At 73.0% G+C, this 14,312-nt stretch carries 10 protein-coding genes and 1 pseudogene; 1 reads left to right on the top strand and 10 read right to left on the bottom strand.

What is annotated here, in order from left to right; all coding sequences use genetic code 11:
- Positions 1–131: 131 nt before the first annotated feature.
- The 8 genes and pseudogenes from RLT58_RS28650 to RLT58_RS28615 form a co-directional block, all read right to left on the bottom strand.
- Positions 132–1,133 (bottom strand): annotated as a pseudogene (locus RLT58_RS28650) (KGGVGR-motif variant AAA ATPase); the annotation flags it as partial.
- Complete coding sequence (locus RLT58_RS28645) at positions 1,117–2,445, bottom strand: TIR-like protein FxsC (protein WP_311313249.1); 1,329 nt, start codon at positions 2,443–2,445, stop codon at positions 1,117–1,119. The gene RLT58_RS28645 and the pseudogene RLT58_RS28650, both read right to left, overlap by 17 nt.
- A gap of 127 nt (positions 2,446–2,572) precedes the next feature.
- A complete protein-coding gene (locus RLT58_RS28640; protein WP_311313248.1) occupies positions 2,573–3,472 on the bottom strand; it encodes a S1 family peptidase in 900 nt (299 codons plus the stop codon).
- 243 nt (positions 3,473–3,715) lie between these two features.
- Positions 3,716–4,516 (bottom strand): DUF1684 domain-containing protein, encoded by an 801-nt coding sequence (locus RLT58_RS28635; RefSeq protein WP_311313247.1) that lies wholly within the window; start codon positions 4,514–4,516, stop codon positions 3,716–3,718.
- 4 nt (positions 4,517–4,520) lie between these two features.
- Positions 4,521–5,870 (bottom strand): NtaA/DmoA family FMN-dependent monooxygenase, encoded by a 1,350-nt coding sequence (locus RLT58_RS28630; RefSeq protein ID WP_311313246.1) that lies wholly within the window; start codon positions 5,868–5,870, stop codon positions 4,521–4,523.
- Entirely contained in the window at positions 5,867–6,934 is a 1,068-nt protein-coding gene (locus RLT58_RS28625; RefSeq protein WP_311313245.1) for an LLM class flavin-dependent oxidoreductase, read from the bottom strand. Before RLT58_RS28625 ends, RLT58_RS28630 begins: the two co-directional genes overlap by 4 nt.
- Positions 6,935–7,000: 66 nt before the next feature.
- Positions 7,001–8,896 carry an FAD/NAD(P)-binding protein gene (locus RLT58_RS28620; protein WP_311313244.1) on the bottom strand — a complete coding sequence of 632 codons (1,896 nt, stop codon included), beginning with the start codon at positions 8,894–8,896 and terminating at the stop codon, positions 7,001–7,003.
- A 392-nt stretch (positions 8,897–9,288) separates the two neighbouring features.
- Complete coding sequence (locus tag RLT58_RS28615) at positions 9,289–10,479, bottom strand: DUF5685 family protein (protein ID WP_399131692.1); 1,191 nt, start codon at positions 10,477–10,479, stop codon at positions 9,289–9,291.
- 367 nt (positions 10,480–10,846) lie between these two features.
- Here RLT58_RS28615 and RLT58_RS28610 point away from each other — a divergent pair, with 367 nt between their 5' ends.
- Positions 10,847–11,290: a cell division protein SepF gene (locus RLT58_RS28610; RefSeq protein WP_311313243.1), complete on the top strand. Its 444-nt coding sequence runs from the start codon at positions 10,847–10,849 to the stop codon at positions 11,288–11,290.
- A gap of 15 nt (positions 11,291–11,305) precedes the next feature.
- Here RLT58_RS28610 and RLT58_RS28605 read toward each other — a convergent pair whose 3' ends face one another.
- Together RLT58_RS28605 and RLT58_RS28600 are read right to left on the bottom strand one after the other, a co-directional pair.
- Complete coding sequence (locus RLT58_RS28605) at positions 11,306–12,517, bottom strand: acyl-CoA dehydrogenase family protein (RefSeq protein WP_311313242.1); 1,212 nt, start codon at positions 12,515–12,517, stop codon at positions 11,306–11,308.
- Between the two features lie 94 nt (positions 12,518–12,611).
- The gene (locus RLT58_RS28600) at positions 12,612–14,279 is read right to left on the bottom strand and encodes an MFS transporter (protein WP_311313241.1); all 1,668 of its coding nucleotides are present in this window, start codon (positions 14,277–14,279) and stop codon (positions 12,612–12,614) included.
- Between the last annotated feature and the right edge of the window lie 33 nt (positions 14,280–14,312).

Raw genomic sequence — 14,312 nt, 5'->3', positions numbered from 1 at the left:
GTTCGACCCCGGCATGTTCACTTACCGGAGGTCACCCCTCGTCGATCCCTTCTGCGAACACCCGGTGCGATCACCGCGTCGGCAGCGGGTGAGGACTAGTCCTGTCCGGTATTCGCCCCGGCCTGCGGCACCGGCCTGCGCCGGGTGAACGCATCCCGGATGCGCAGCCGCACCTCGTCGCCGACCGGCGGCATCGCGGTGACCCGCCGGCCGGTGATGACGGAGGTGAGCCGTTCGAAGGCCGAGAGCAGCGAGCCGCTCAGCCCCGCCTCGTCCCCGAAGGTGGCCAGCGTCTCCTCGTACGCGTAGTAGGGGCGGTACGGGATCTCCACCGCACCCCAGTAGGCGGCGAGCTCGTCGTCGGACAGACCGGGCGGCAGCCGGTCGAACTTCAGCCGGGCCAGCGCGCGGCCGGCGTCCGCCTTCTCCTTCTCGCCGTCGTCGATCCGCATCGGCACGGGAAAGATGGCGATGGAGCGGCCGGAGTACCGCTCGGAGATCTGCCGGGCGACCGAGGCGGCGCCGTCGATGGACTGGTCGCTGAGGGTGAAGCAGTCGACGAGGACATCGGGCAGATGGACGGTGCAGATGTCGGCGATGTCGCTGAGGCCGGTACGGCTGTCGACGAGAACGTAGTCGTAGTTGGCCTTCATGTCGTCGCGCAGGGCGTCGAAGAAGTGGCCGCCGCCCAGCCGGTCGTAGAAGTTGTCCCAGTCGAAGGTGGAGACGGTCGCGGAGTACTCGCGGTTCTGCCGCCCGGCGGAGACGAAGTCGAGTGTGCCGCCCAGGGGGAACTCCCAGCCGAGTGTCTCGGGGGTGAGCGAGACCGCGTGCGGCTGGATGCGGGCGTAGTCCCGGTGCCAGTCGTCGGCCCGCTCCGCCGGGCTGGTCGCGGCCCAGGCGAACTCGGTGATCAGGTCGATGACACCGGTGGTCGCGCCGAGGGTGGAGGGATCGAGGAACGGGTGGAAGAACCGGTGGAGCCCCGGCGCCTCCAGGTCCCAGTCGACCGCCAGGACCCGGTGGCCGTTGGCCGCGAGGATCCAGGCGGTGTTGGCCAGCGCCATGGTGCGCCCCGTACCGCCCTTGTACGAGTAGAAGGTGACGATGCGTCCGTCACGACTGGCCGTCATCCGTGTCCTCCGCGTGGCTCGCGACGTCATAGGTGCCGGGAATGTGCGGCGCGGGCGCCATCGGGCCCACCAGCCGGGGCCGCTCGACGTGCCCGCCGCCGTACGGGGCGGGCGGATAGGCGACCGCGTGCCTCAGATACCGCTGGGCGGCCACCTCGACCACCTCCGGCAGGATCTGGCCGAAGGCCTCCATGCTCGGCACCCCCCCGGCGGCAGCCCGGGACAGGGCCCTCCCCTGGCCCGTCTTGGCCGGCATGGTCTCTTCGAGCCGCGCGGCGAGCCCGGCCTCGGCGGCCCCGCTCTCCCGGTCCGCGCGGTTCCACGGAACGATCATCGTCACCCAGGGGCGGCCCGAGGCGTCCAGGGCGGCGAGCCGGCCGCGCCGCTCCTCGTCCAGGAGCGCCCAGCGGTCCAGGAGCAGGATCTCCGGTGTCTCCGGGGACCCGCCGGATTTCGGGTGGGCGGACTCCTCGTCGAAGGAGACGACGGTCGTCCGGTAGTTGAGCGCGCGCACCAGGTCCTCGGCGACCGAGGCCAACGGCCGTGCGGAGTCCGGGTGGTAGGGGTTCCAGTCCTGCGGGCTGTCGCCGTAGTAGCCGGCGCTGCGCCCCTCGGGCAGGTCGTGGCGGGTGCCGGCGGCGACGGTGATCCGCAGCGCGCGGGAGGCGCCGGCCGCGCCGCCCCAGGAACCGAAGGCGCTGGGCGCCCGCCGGTGGTCCACGGGCCCGCCGGGGGCGAGCCCGGCGGTGTCGGCGACCTGGACGATGCGCTTGGCGAGCTCGTGCACCGCCCGCTCGTACTCCTCGGCGAAGAGCCTGAGCTTGATCAGCCCGTACAGTCCGTCGGTGACGTAACGCTCACCGAAGTCGCGGTGGTTGAACTGCAGGCTCTCGGCCGGGCCGGGCAGCTGGCTCGGCGGGACCGGCACCCACAGGGCCGGGACGATCGCCTCGGAGCGGTGCCCGGAGCGGGCGCTGTGGTGGATGGCGCGCCGGGAGAAGGCGTACCACTCCTTGCCGCACATCTCGCTGGCGAAGTAGCGCGGCGAGAACAGGGGGACGAACACCCGGCAGGTCGCGAGGTTCTCGCCCAGCCGCTCCGGCCCGTCCTCGCCGGACGGTGTCGCCCGGTCCATGAAGCCGGCCGGGGTGCCCGCCGGAAGGCCGGTCAGGGCCGTCACATGACCGCACAGGTCCCGGAACAGCCGCTCGACCCACATGTCGGGGTGCGCGCCTTGGCCGTGTCCCGGTGTACGGGCGTAGCTCAGGTAGAAGTACGGCCGCTGGTCCGCCGACCGCGTCGTCGCGCGCACACGACCCCCTCCCTGTGTGGGCACCCGCACCGAGGGCTCAAGGGTATGCGACGGACGGCGCCGGCCCCCGGGCGGATTCGCCGCCCGGGGGCCGGTTCGCACCGATCGGCCGGTACAGGCCTCGGCCTCAGTACAGGCTGACGCCGTACGCGCTGAGCGCCTCGGTGACCGGCTGGAAGAACGTCGTGCCGCCCGAGCTGCAGTTGCCACTGCCGCCCGAGGTCAGGCCGATCGCCTTGGAACCGGAGTAGAGCGGGCCGCCCGAGTCGCCGGGCTCCGCGCACACGTTGGTCTTGATCATGCCGTAGACGACGTCGCCGCCGCCGTAGTTGACCGTGGCGTTGAGCGCGGAGACGGTGCCGCTGTGGATGCCGGTGGTGGAGCCCCGGCGGGTGACGGACATCCCGACCGTGGCGTTGGCCGCGCCGGTGATGTCGACGCTGCCCACGGTGCCCTCGTGGGAGACGGCGGCGTTGTCGTAGCGCACCAGCCCGTAGTCGTTGGTCGGGAAGCTGGAGCCGACCGTCGGACCGATGTAGGTGGTGTTCGAGGAGTTGGTGTACCAGGGGGGGTTGCCGTCGGTGCAGTGTCCGGCGGTCAGGAAGTAGTACGTGCTGCCGCTGCGGACGTTGAATCCGAGGGAGCAGCGCCATCCGGGTGCGTAGATGGCGTCGCCGCCGGAGAGCAGCTTGCTGAACTTCCCGGGGGTGTGCTCGATGCGCAGGGCGCCCGCGTTGGCGCCCGCGGAGTCCTTGATCTGCTGGATCTCCGACGCGGAGACCGTGCTGTCCACCGTGACCACGACCTTCTTGGTCGCGGGGTCCACGGTCCAGGCGGTGCCGGCGATGTCGGCGCCGAGGACGGCGTCACTGGCGGCGGAGAGCTGGTTGGCGCTGTACGTTCCGGTGGAGCTGGCCTGCGCCGTGGGGACGGCGAGCGCGGCGACGGCCACGAGACCTGCGGCGATGGCGACGGCCCTGCTGCGTCTCGCAGTGCCGCTGAGGGGGGTGGTGCGCTTGATCCTCACTTGTCATTCCTCCCGAGGGGAGTCGGGGGTCCGCCTGTGGGGTGGTCGGACCCGTGAGGCGCAGTCAGGCGCGCGGACGGCTGTCCGCAATGCGAACATGCCGTGCCCCTGACAAGCGCTGCTCGGGAGTATTCAAGGCGTCAACTTCCGGCGCAAGGGCGCCTTTTGGCCTGAGGCCGGGCGGGCGCACCGAGCCCGGCCCCGGCGGGTGACTCCCCGCCGGGGCCGGTCGTATACGGCGCCTCAGCCGTCGGTGCGGCTGCGCTCCCCCGCCTCGACGGCGACCGGCAGGGTGTTGCCGGGCGGCGGGAAGGGGCAGATGAAGTGGTCCGCGAAGGCGCACGGCGGCAGCGTCGCGCGGTTGAGGTCGACCGTCACCGTGCCGTCGGCCGCCGGGGCGGCGGGCCGCAGGAACCGGAAGCGGTAGCTCGTGTTACCGCTGGTGGCATCGGCGAAGACCGCCCACAGCGAGCCGTCCGCCTCCACCGCGACCTGAAGCGTGCGCTCGGCGCCGTCCAGCTCGAAGGCGATCTCCCCCGCGAGCCCGAGCCCGCGCTCCACACCGTCGGCGTTCTCGACCCGCACGGTGCGGGAGGTCTCGTACGGACGGAAGGTGCCCGGCAGCGCCCAGCGCGGGTCGTACGGCGTCGCCTCGATGGCCCGGAAGGCGCGCCGGGCCGGGGAGGACGGATCGAAGTCCCGGACCGCCCACAGTCCCTCGCGGCTCAGCACGACCAGCCTCCGCTCGCCGTGCGCGACGCGGGACCCGTCGATCGGGCCCCGGTCGGCGCCGAGCGCGACCCGGCCGGTGAAGGGCTTGCCGTCGACGGTCAGCCCGTCCTCGGGGACGGCGGTGAGCACCAGCTCGCCGTCCTCCTCCCGCCACTGGCCCGGGACGGCCGGAATTCGACCGTCCGGGTAATCGGAGAGCCAGTGGGTGCCGGTGAGGGAGAGCGGCCCGTACGGTGCCGAGACCGTGGCGGTCCGCTCCTCGTGCCACCGCTGCCAGTCCTGCGCTGCCTGCTGCTGTGCTTCCGTGCTCATGCGGTCAACCTTTCCATACCGGCTCACCGAGGCCGAGGTGCGACCGCAGAGTGGAACCGGTGTAGGCGGAGCGGAACACTCCGCGTTCCTGGAGGAGCGGGACGACCCGGTCGACGAACTCGTCGAGGCCGCCGGGGGTCAGATGGGGGACGAGGACGAAGCCGTCGGCGGCGCCCGTGGCGACGTACTCGGTCAGCTGCGCGGCGACGGTGTCCGGGCTGCCGATGAACGGCTGCCGGCCAGTCGCCTCGATGACGGTCTGCCGGATGGAGAGCCCCTTCGCGCGGGACAGTTCGCGCCAGCGGGCCGCGACCGCGAACGGGTCGCCGGTCCGGCCCCGGACCGGACCGGAGTCGGGGACCGGGTCGCTCTCGGGGAGCGGCCCGTCGGGATCGTACGAGGAGAGGTCGCGGCCCCAGACCTGCTCCAGGGCCAGCAGCGCGTTCTGCGGCGAGACCTGCTGGAGGCGGATCGCGGCCGCGCGCTCCTGCGCCTCGGCGTCGCTGTCGCCGAGCACGACGCTGACCCCGGGCATGATCTTCAGCTCGTCGGGCTCCCGGCCGTACGCGGCGAGGCGCCCCTTCAGATCCGCGCAGAAGGCGCGGCCCGCCTCCAGGGTCCCGTGCCGGGTGAAGACGATGTCGGCGGCGGACGCGGCGAACTCGCGGCCTTCCGGGGAGTCGCCGGCCTGGATGACGACGGGGTGGCCCTGCGGGGAGCGCGGCACGGTGAACTCGCCCTCGACCGAGAAGTGCGTCCCGTGGTGGGCGAAGGGGCGCGGGGTCCCCTCGGGCGTCCAGGAGTCCCACAGCTCCCGGGCGGTGGCGAGGAACTCGGCGGCGCGGGTGAGGGGGGTCCCCCCTGCCCGGGCGGAGCCGAGAGCTTGGGGGAGGCCGGCCCGGTCGAGAGGGCCGCCGCGCCGGAAGTTCTCACCGGTGGAGGCGTCGGACGAGGTCACGACGTGCCACGCGGCCCGGCCCGCGCTGAGGTGGTCGAGGGTGGCGAACCGCCGGGCCACCTCGTACGGCTCGTTGAAGGTGGCGTTGACGGCGGCGGCGAGCCCCAGCCGGTCGGTGACGCCGGCCAGCGCGGCCAGCAGGGTGAGGGACTCGGGCCGGCCGACCACGTCGAGGTCGTGGATCAGCCCGTTGTGCTCGCGCAGCCGCAGCCCCTCGGCGAGGAAGAAGAAGTCGAACAGCCCGCGCTCCGCCGTGCGCGCGAGGTGCTCGAAGGAGGCGAACTCGATCTGGCTGCGGGAGCGCGGATCGGCCCACACGGTGGTGTTGTCCACCCCCGGGAAGTGCGCCGCGAGATGCATCTGCTTCGGGGCGCTGGGCGGGGCGGCGCTGGTCATACTCGTTCTCCTCGCGGGGCGTAACGGTTGGCCGGGCGGGCCAGACCGAGGTGCTCGCGCAGGGTGCCGCCCGGGTGGAAGGTGCGGAACAGGCTGCGGTGCTGGAGCAGGGCGACGGTGCCGTTGACGATCCGTTCGAGGTCGCGTCCGGGGGTGATCGGGGTGAGGTGGAAGCCGTCGACCGCGCCGGCCCGGTGCCACTGGGTGATCAGATCGGCGAGGTCGACCGGGCCGCCCCGGTAGTACGTGCCCTGCGCGGCGAGCGGCGGCCCGCTCTCCAGCCCTGGTTCCGGGGCGGACTCGGCGTCGCCGAGGTCGACGGTGAGCGCGGCGAGCACCCGCAGGGCGGCGGGGTCCCGGCCGTGGGCGGCGGCCCGGCGGAGCACGTCCTCGCGGATCGCGGCGGTCCGCTCGGGGGTGGTGGCGCGTACGAGGACGACGTCGGCGTGGCGGGCCGCGGCCTGCCGGGCCGGTTCCGCGGTGCCGTCGATGACGACGACCGGGCGGCCCTGCGGCGGTCTCGGCACGATGGCCGGACCCCGGATGCCGAAGGCGGTGCCCTCGAAGTCGACGTAGTGCAGCTTGTCGCGGTCGATGAAGCGTCCGGTGGCGGTGTCCCGGATCTCGGCGTCGTCCTCCCAGCTGTCCCAGAGGCGTGCGGAGACGTCGGCGCACTCACCGGCCTCCCGCCACAGTGCGTCGGCGGGCGCGGCGGGGCGGCGTCCGAAGAGCCGCGCCTCGGCCTCGGTCGTCGACACATCGACACTCCAGCCGGCCCGGCCCCGGCTGACCCAGTCCAGGGTGGCCACCGCCGAGGACACGTGGAACGGCTCGGTGTGGGTGGTGGTGACCGTCGGCACGAGGCCGATCCGGCGGGTTTCGGGGGCCACCCGGGACAGGACGGCGAGCGCGTCGGGGCCCGGCCGGGCGAAGGAGTCGCCGAGCGTGACGAAGTCGAGCGCGCCCCCCTCAGCGAGCCGGGCGAGTCCCGTGTAGTGCGCGGGGTCGTAGCGGGGCGGGCCACCGATCTCGGCGGCCAGATGGAGCGGGCGCAGCGGGGACATGGCGGGTCCTTTCGGCACGGTGGGGGTACGGCTTCGGGTCACGGGACCTCCGGCCCGGGCGGGCGGTCAGCCATCGGTGCCGGTGCGGTCGCGCAGGAAGGCGAGGGCGGCGCGCGCGGTGGCGTCGTTCTGGCCGAAGGCGGGGCCTCCGGTGCGCGGCCGGGTGAAGGCGCCGCCGGTGCGCGCCGCGGTGTGCGGACCGAGCGCGAAGCGGCGGGGGTGCGGCAGGCCGTCGCGGTCCAGGACGCGGCCGTCGGCGGGGTCGACCGCGAGCAGCCCGGTGGCGGTGGCCGCCGCCCCGTCCTCGTACAGGGCGCGGAGCAGGGCGGAGCGGGTGCGCCGGGTCGAGGGGTCCGGCAGCCGGGCCTCGACGAGGGCGCGGGCCTCGATCCGCTCCCCCGGCACGGTCGCGCCGAACGCCCGGAACAGGCCGCGCTCCTCATCGGTCTCGACCGTCGTGCCGGCGCCGATGAAGCGGACGACACCGGCTTCGGAGAGGGCGAGGAGCTGCCGCAGCCGGGGGCCGGGCGGCCCGGAGGCGAGGTAGCTGAAGAAGCCGTGCCACCACTCCCCGATGTCGCCGAACCTGGCCAACTGGCCGTAGACGGAGAGCAGTCCGAGGAAGACCGCGAGGTCCTCGCTGTGCTCCGGGTCGTGCCGGCGGTCGAGGTCGGCCGTGATGTAGTCGCGCACCGCCTTCTGCAGAGCCTCCGCCGAGGTGTGCCGCACCCCCTCCAGCGGCCGGTCCACGGCCGCCAGGTCGAGCCGGTCGGCCGGGTCGGGGACGGCGGCGGCGATCAGGTCGCGCAGCTCGTCGCTGCCCGGCTCGGCGGTCGCGTACTTCTCCTCGAAGGAGGGCCAGTCGGTGGCGGTGCGTCCGGGGTGGGCGGTGAACAGCCGGTGGTAGTGCGCATGGCCGAGCTCTTTGTCGACATGGGGCCATATGTCCCGGCGGAAGTCGAGCGGCTGAGGTCTCGTCAGGAGTTCCCCGGCCCGGACGGGGTCCAGGAAGCGCGGCAGCGGCGGCCGCTCGCCCTGCCAGCCGTAGCCGATCTTGGAGTGGTACGGGACCCCGCGCCGCGATCCGACGTACAGCACCGGCTCCCGGCCCGAGGGCACGTACGCGCCGTTCTCGTACCGCCCGCCCCGGCCCTCGGTGAGCAGCACCATCAGGTCGATGAAGGCGAGTCCGAAGCCCCGGACGACGACGGGTTCGCCCGCGGGCAGCGCGCTCAGGTCGCTGTCGGCGGTGAAGTCGGGCGGCAGGTGGATCAGGCCGTGCCGCGCCGCGAAGCCGGACAGCCTCGACTGCTCTGCGTCCGGCTCGGCGTCCAGGTGCCCGAGGGTGAGGACGACGAGGTCGGCGTCGAGCGGTGCGCCGCCCTCCAGATGGACCCGCTGGCGGCCGTCGCGCGGGCCGGTGACCCGCAGGGCGCGGCGGCGGTGCTCATGGACGGTGATCCCGGGCGGGAGCGCGGCCACCGACCGCTCGTACACCCAGCGCAGATAGGCGCCCTGCAGCCGCCGGCTGGGGAAGTCCTGTCCGCGCAGCGTCTCGATCTCGGCGCGGAGGGCGGGGTCGTCGGTGACCGCGCCGGCGCCGCCCGGACCCTCGCGCAGCTCCGCCGCCCAGGTGTCGAGCGCGGGCCCGGGCCGTACGGGCCCCTCCTGGCGGACGGTGTCGTCGGTGAACATGGTGACGTCCTCGGCCATGGAGTTCATCCACAGCAGCGGGGACTGCCCCTCGCGCCAGATCCGGCCGCCGCCGGGCGGGTAGGGGTCGACGAGATGGAGGGTCAGCGGCCGGTCCCCGTACAGGGCGGGAGCGTTGGCGGCGATGCGTTCGATCAGGCCCGTGCCGCGCGGTCCCGCGCCGATGACGACCAGCGTCGGTCCGGCATCGTTGTCTTCGGGGGACGGGGCCGGGAGAGCCGGCGTACGGGTGTCTGTCTGCGCGGACATGCGGGGGCTCCGTGGATGCGGCGATCGAACACGGCGCGCGCTCTCGTCACGGAAGACGGAAGACAGCAGAAAGAAGGCACAGAGAACACCACATGGACGGGCCCCTCAGCCCGGTCCTGCTCCGAGATAAGCGCTGTGCACGGCGGGATGTCAAGCCTGTCCACACTGTGAGCCGCAGATCTCAGGTCAGTTGACGGGCCACCCGGACGCCTGTTCCACTTGGCCCATGTATTCGCAGCAGTGGCTGGTCAAGCGCTCCCACATCGACTTCGGTCGCGTGTGGTCCTGTTCCTGTTGAGCCGACGCACTGCTTCGTTCCGCTCGCGCCCCGACCGGCGTTCGAGCCCCTTCCCTGCGCGCTCCCGGTCACACAACACCGCACCACCCTCCCCTCAGCAGCTGCAGTCGCAACCGCAGTCGCAGCAGTCACAACCGTCGCAGCAATCGCCGCAGTCGCTGCAACCGCTACAGCAGTCACAGGCATCGCAGCAGTCACCACAGTCGCACTGACTGCACAGCCCCTCGCGCCGCTGACGGCTCCAGGGGTCGTCGAACGTGCCGCAGCACATCTGGCAGGTGCAGGCGAGCCCCGCCCACACCAGGCAGCCCATGACGAGCCCGCGCCGGTCGCGCGGGGGCTCCGGCGGCGGCTGCAGCGGCCCGAACGGGGCACCGGGCCCCGAAGGCGCGTACGGATTGCCCGGCGGCGGCCCGAACGAGGCCGCAGGCCGTATTTCTGACGGATCGCCGGCCGAGGTCAGCAGCCCGCCGCCCTGATGCGAACAGACGTCCGTGGCGAACGCCCGGTCCACCGAGCGCCGCAGTTCGTGCGCGAGCAGCACATGCGCGAGCCGGCCGTCGGTGAACTCCGCGTCCTTCAGCGCCAGCCGTACGCCCCGCAGCGCGTCGTCGCACAGCCGCCGGGCCTCGGCCCGCGAGGTGCCGGTCGCGGTGAGCGGGTTCCAGGCACCCGACGCGGAGTCAGCTTCCTGGTCCTCCACGGCATCCAGCAGATGCGCGAGGCGGCCGAAGAGGCGTCCGGCCTCGGCGAGCGGCGCGGCGTTGTGCGGCTTGCCCGCGAGGACGGCGGTGTGCGCGAAGGCCGCGGCGGTGGCGGTCTCGGTGGGTTCGGTGACCGTCAGCAGCGGGGTGCCGGGGCCGGCGAGCAGCTCGATGCCGGTCTGCCGGTCGACGGCGTCCACGAGCACCGCGGTGTCGAAGCCGAGCTGCGCCCCGGTGCGCGCCCCGGCCCGGTCCCAGCCCGCCGCCACCCGGCGGGCCGCCGCGGCCACCGGACGGCGCCTCAACAGACCGTCCCCGTCCGCGACGTGGTCGCGCACCTTCGCCGAGGCCAGCACCAGCGAGACCGCGGCCGCCAGCCTGGCCCCCTCGCCCCGGGCGACGGGCGCGGTGCGCATGGCCCGCAGCGGGCAGGGTCCCGCCGTGCGGCGCTGCGCGGGCGTGCGCTCTGTCTGAGCCTCCGTCAGGACCGAGACGATCAGGCCGTCGTAGTTCGTGACGATCCGGGCGAACTGCCCGTGGTCCGAGCGAAGTGCCAGACAGAGCCCGCAGAGATGGGCCATCCACTCCGCCTTGAGCCCCTCCGAGAGGCGATGCGTACAGGGCCTGACGATTCCGAACACGGCCATCCCCCGGGAGTCGTTCACCTGAGCGCCGCACTCGGGCGCGTGCGCGACGTGCATCGTATCGAGTGACCCGTTCACCCGTACGTCCCCCATGTCACCCGTACGGACCGGCGCATCATATTTTCTTTCTTCAGGGCCCTTTTACGGGAGGAACCTTGACGAATCGCCACATCCTCTGCACCAGTACCGTCACGAATGCCCTGCGCGCCGCCTATCCCCTTGGCGCACGATCCGCATCATGGACGACCATAGGGATACGAAAGACATGCGGAACGCCAAGGAACCGCGGTGAGAGGAGGCGTCCATGGGATCGGTGCGCAAGGCGAGTGCCTGGCTGGGCCTCGTAGAGGACAACGACGAGCGGTACTACGACGACGACGAGTACGCCGAGGGTGCACGGACCGGGACCGGACAGGCCTGGGTGACCGATCCGCGGGTGCGGGTGGCCTCCGAGGCGGCCGAGGAGACGGGCCGCAGGATCGCCACCGTGACCCCGGACAGCTTCCGGGACGCCCGGAGCATCGGCGAGCTCTTCCGGGACGGCGTCCCGGTGATCATGAACCTCACATCCATGGACTCCGCCGACGCCAAGCGCGTGGTGGACTTCGCCGCAGGGCTGATCTTCGGACTGCGCGGGTCGATCGACCGCGTGGCCACCCGGGTCTTCCTGCTGACCCCCGCCGACACCCAGGTCGTCAACGGCGAAGCCGCCGGCCGCCCGGCCGACGGCTTCTTCAACCAGAGCTGACCGCCCTCCGGGCGCTCATCGGAACGCGTCCAGGCCGGTGAGCGCCTTGCCCAGGACCAGCTGGTGCATCTCGACGGTGCCCTCGTAGGTGAGCACCGACTCCAGATTGGTCGCGTGCCGCATCACCGGGTACTCCAGCGAGATCCCGTTGGCACCGAGGATCGTGCGCGAGGTGCGGCAGATCTCGATGGCCTCCCGCACATTGTTCAGCTTGCCGAAACTGACCTGCTCCGGGCGGAGCGTGCCCGCGTCCATCCGACGGCCCAGATGGTGGGCGAGCAGGATGCCCTTGTGCAGTTCGACGGCCATGTCGGCGAGCTTGGCCTGGGTGAGCTGGAAGCCGCCGATCGGCTTCCCGAACTGCTCACGCGTCCTCGCGTAGTCGACGGCTGCCTCGAAGCTCGACCGGGCCGCGCCCATGGCTCCCCAGACGATGCCGTAGCGGGCGTGGCTGAGACAGCTGAGCGGCCCGCGCAGACCGGTGACACCGGGCAGCACCGCGTCGGCGGGCAGCCGTACGTCGTCGAGGACCAGCTCGCTGGTGACCGAGGCGCGCAGCGACCACTTGTGCCGGATCTCGGGCGCGGAGAAGCCGGGGGCGTCGGTCGGCACCACGAAGCCGCGGATGCCGCTGCCCGCCGTGCCCTCGTCGGTCTGCGCCCAGACCACGGCGACGCCGGCGACCGAGCCGTTGGTGATCCACATCTTGCGGCCGCTGAGGATCCAGTCCTGGCCGTCGCGCTTGGCGTACGTGCGCATGCCGGCCGGGTCGGAGCCGTGGTCGGGCTCGGTGAGGCCGAAGCAGCCGATGGTCTCGCCCGCCGCCATGCCGGGCAGCCACCGCTGCTTCTGCTCCTCCGAGCCGAAGCGGTGGATGGCGTACATGGCGAGGGAGCCCTGTACGGACACGAGCGAGCGGATGCCGGAGTCGGCCGCCTCCAGCTCCAGGCAGGCCAGGCCGTACTGGACGGCGGTGGCGCCCGCGCAGCCGTACCCCTGGAGGGACATGCCGAGGGCCCCGAGCGAGCCGAGTTCGCGGGCCAGCTCGCGGATGCCGGGCAGCTCGCCGTTCTCGTACCACTCGGCGATGTGCGGCAGGACCCGGTCGGCGGCCCAGGTGCGGACGGTGTCACGGATCGCGAGATCCTCGGCGTCCAGGAGATCGTCGACGCCGATGGGGTCGCGGGGGTCGAAGGGCGGGAGCTTCGGGGACGGGGCGGTGGACATGAGGGAGTGCCTCCGGCGGCTCGCACAGTACTGAGGTCGGTACGGGCGCCGAAAACTAGCAGTGTTAGTTACGGCGTCGTGCCGACGTTACGACTCAGTGTGCCGCGCGTCCAGAGCCGGCCGCCTCGGCCGGGCGGCGCCCGGCGGGCAGTCGCAGCCGGACCTCGGGACGCTCCTGGGCGGGCGCCTCCTGCGGTTCGGGGGCCTCGCAGAGCTTCGGCGGGCACTCCATCACCCGGGGCAGCTTCAGCGCGGCGAGCGCCCCGAGCAGCAGCAGGGCCGCGCTGACCAGCAGCGTGATGTGCAGCCCGTTGACGAACGCGTCCCGGGCGGTGGTGCGCAGCACCGCGCCGAGCGGGCCGCCCAGCTGCGCGGCCTCCTGGTACGCCTCGCCGAGCGAGTGGGCGGCCGCGGCCTCCGCCGACGCGGGCACCCCTTCCGAGGGGAGCTTGGCCAGGCCGGGGGTGTAGGCGGCGTTCATCACGCTGCCGAGCAGGGCGATCCCCATGCCGGCGCCCAGCTGGTAGGAGGTCTCGCCGATCGCCGCCGCGCCGCCCGCCCGGTCGGCGGGGGCCTCGCTGAGCATCGACTCGTAGGCGCCGAAGAGCGTGGACTGCAGGCCGAAGCCGAGGGCGACGAAGGACGCGGTCAGCAGGCCGGGCCGGTCGTGCTGGCCCATGGCCGTCAGCATCAGCACCGAGGCCGCCGTCAGGACGAAGCCCCAGCCGACCATCCGGCGCGGTCCGATCCGGCGCAGGGTGTGCGAGCCGGTGGCGCCGGCGGCCATGGCGGCGAAGGTGAGCGGCAGCAGCCGCAGGCCGGTCTCCAGCGGGCTGAGGTCCAGGACGAGCTGGAGGTACTGGACGGCGATCAGTTCGAGGCCGACCAGAGCGAGCATGGCGAGAACGATGCAGCCCACGGCGGTGGAGAAGGCGGGCCTGGCGAACATCCCGATGTCGATCAGGGGATGCCTGCGCCGCTTCTGGCGGCGGACGAACGCGGCGAGGAGCGCGGCCCCGATCAGCAGCGGGGCGAGCGTGGCCGGGCCGAGCGCGCCCTCACCGGTGCCCGCCCGCTTCACGCCGAGGACCACTCCGAGCACCCCGGCCGCGGCCATCAGCGCGCCGAGCACGTCCCAGGGTCCGTCGTCGCCGCCCCGCGACTCCGGGAGCAGCAGCCGGCCGACCGGCAGGATCAGGGCCATCAGCGGGATGTTGATCAGGAAGACCGAGCCCCACCAGAAGTGCTCGACGAGGAAGCCGCCGATGACGGGCCCGGTGGCGGCGCCCACCGCCGCGACGGCGGTCCACACGCCTATCGCCACGGCCCGCTCGCGCCGGTCCGGGAAGACCTGGCGCAGGATCGAGAGCGTGGCCGGCATGATCATCGCGCCGCCGACGCCGAGCATGGCCCGCGCGGCTATCAGCACCCCGGCGCTGTCGGCGAGGGCCGCGACGGCGGAGGCGACGCCGAAGAGCGCGTAGCCCAGCAGCAGGATCCGCCGCCGCCCGACCCGGTCGCCGAGGGTGCCGAAGAGGATCAGCAGCGAGGCGCAGACCAGCGGGTAGGCGTCCACGATCCACAGCAGCCCGACGGCGCTGGGCCGCAAATCCTCGGTGACGGCGGGGACGGCCACGTGCAGCACCGTCGCGTCGAGCGCCACGAGCAGCAGACTGAGGCAGAGGACGACCAGGACGACCCATCGATTGGCACCGTCGGCGGCTGCGCGCAGACGGATTCGGACCGCGGTCGTCCCGGACATGCATCTACCTCCCAAAAGGTTCCTCGCGCTCGG

It is taken from the genome of Streptomyces sp. ITFR-16, assembly GCF_031844705.1.
Lineage (GTDB): Bacteria > Actinomycetota > Actinomycetes > Streptomycetales > Streptomycetaceae > Streptomyces.
The sequence above is the reverse complement of the archived record's forward strand: the minus strand, read 5'-3'. Positions and strand labels throughout refer to the sequence as shown.

Bases quoted from the DNA above. Each gene is read 5' to 3' on its own strand.
- RLT58_RS28635 (WP_311313247.1), bottom strand. From the start codon at position 4,516: ATGAGCACGGAAGCACAGCAGCAGGCAGCGCAGGACTGGCAGCGGTGG.
- RLT58_RS28630 (WP_311313246.1), bottom strand. From the start codon at position 5,870: ATGACCAGCGCCGCCCCGCCCAGCGCCCCGAAGCAGATGCATCTCGCG.
- RLT58_RS28625 (WP_311313245.1), bottom strand. From the start codon at position 6,934: ATGTCCCCGCTGCGCCCGCTCCATCTGGCCGCCGAGATCGGTGGCCCG.
- RLT58_RS28620 (WP_311313244.1), bottom strand. From the start codon at position 8,896: ATGTCCGCGCAGACAGACACCCGTACGCCGGCTCTCCCGGCCCCGTCC.
- RLT58_RS28615 (WP_399131692.1), bottom strand. From the start codon at position 10,479: ATGGCCCATCTCTGCGGGCTCTGTCTGGCACTTCGCTCGGACCACGGG.
- RLT58_RS28610 (WP_311313243.1), top strand. From the start codon at position 10,847: ATGGGATCGGTGCGCAAGGCGAGTGCCTGGCTGGGCCTCGTAGAGGAC.
- RLT58_RS28605 (WP_311313242.1), bottom strand. From the start codon at position 12,517: ATGTCCACCGCCCCGTCCCCGAAGCTCCCGCCCTTCGACCCCCGCGAC.
- RLT58_RS28600 (WP_311313241.1), bottom strand. From the start codon at position 14,279: ATGTCCGGGACGACCGCGGTCCGAATCCGTCTGCGCGCAGCCGCCGAC.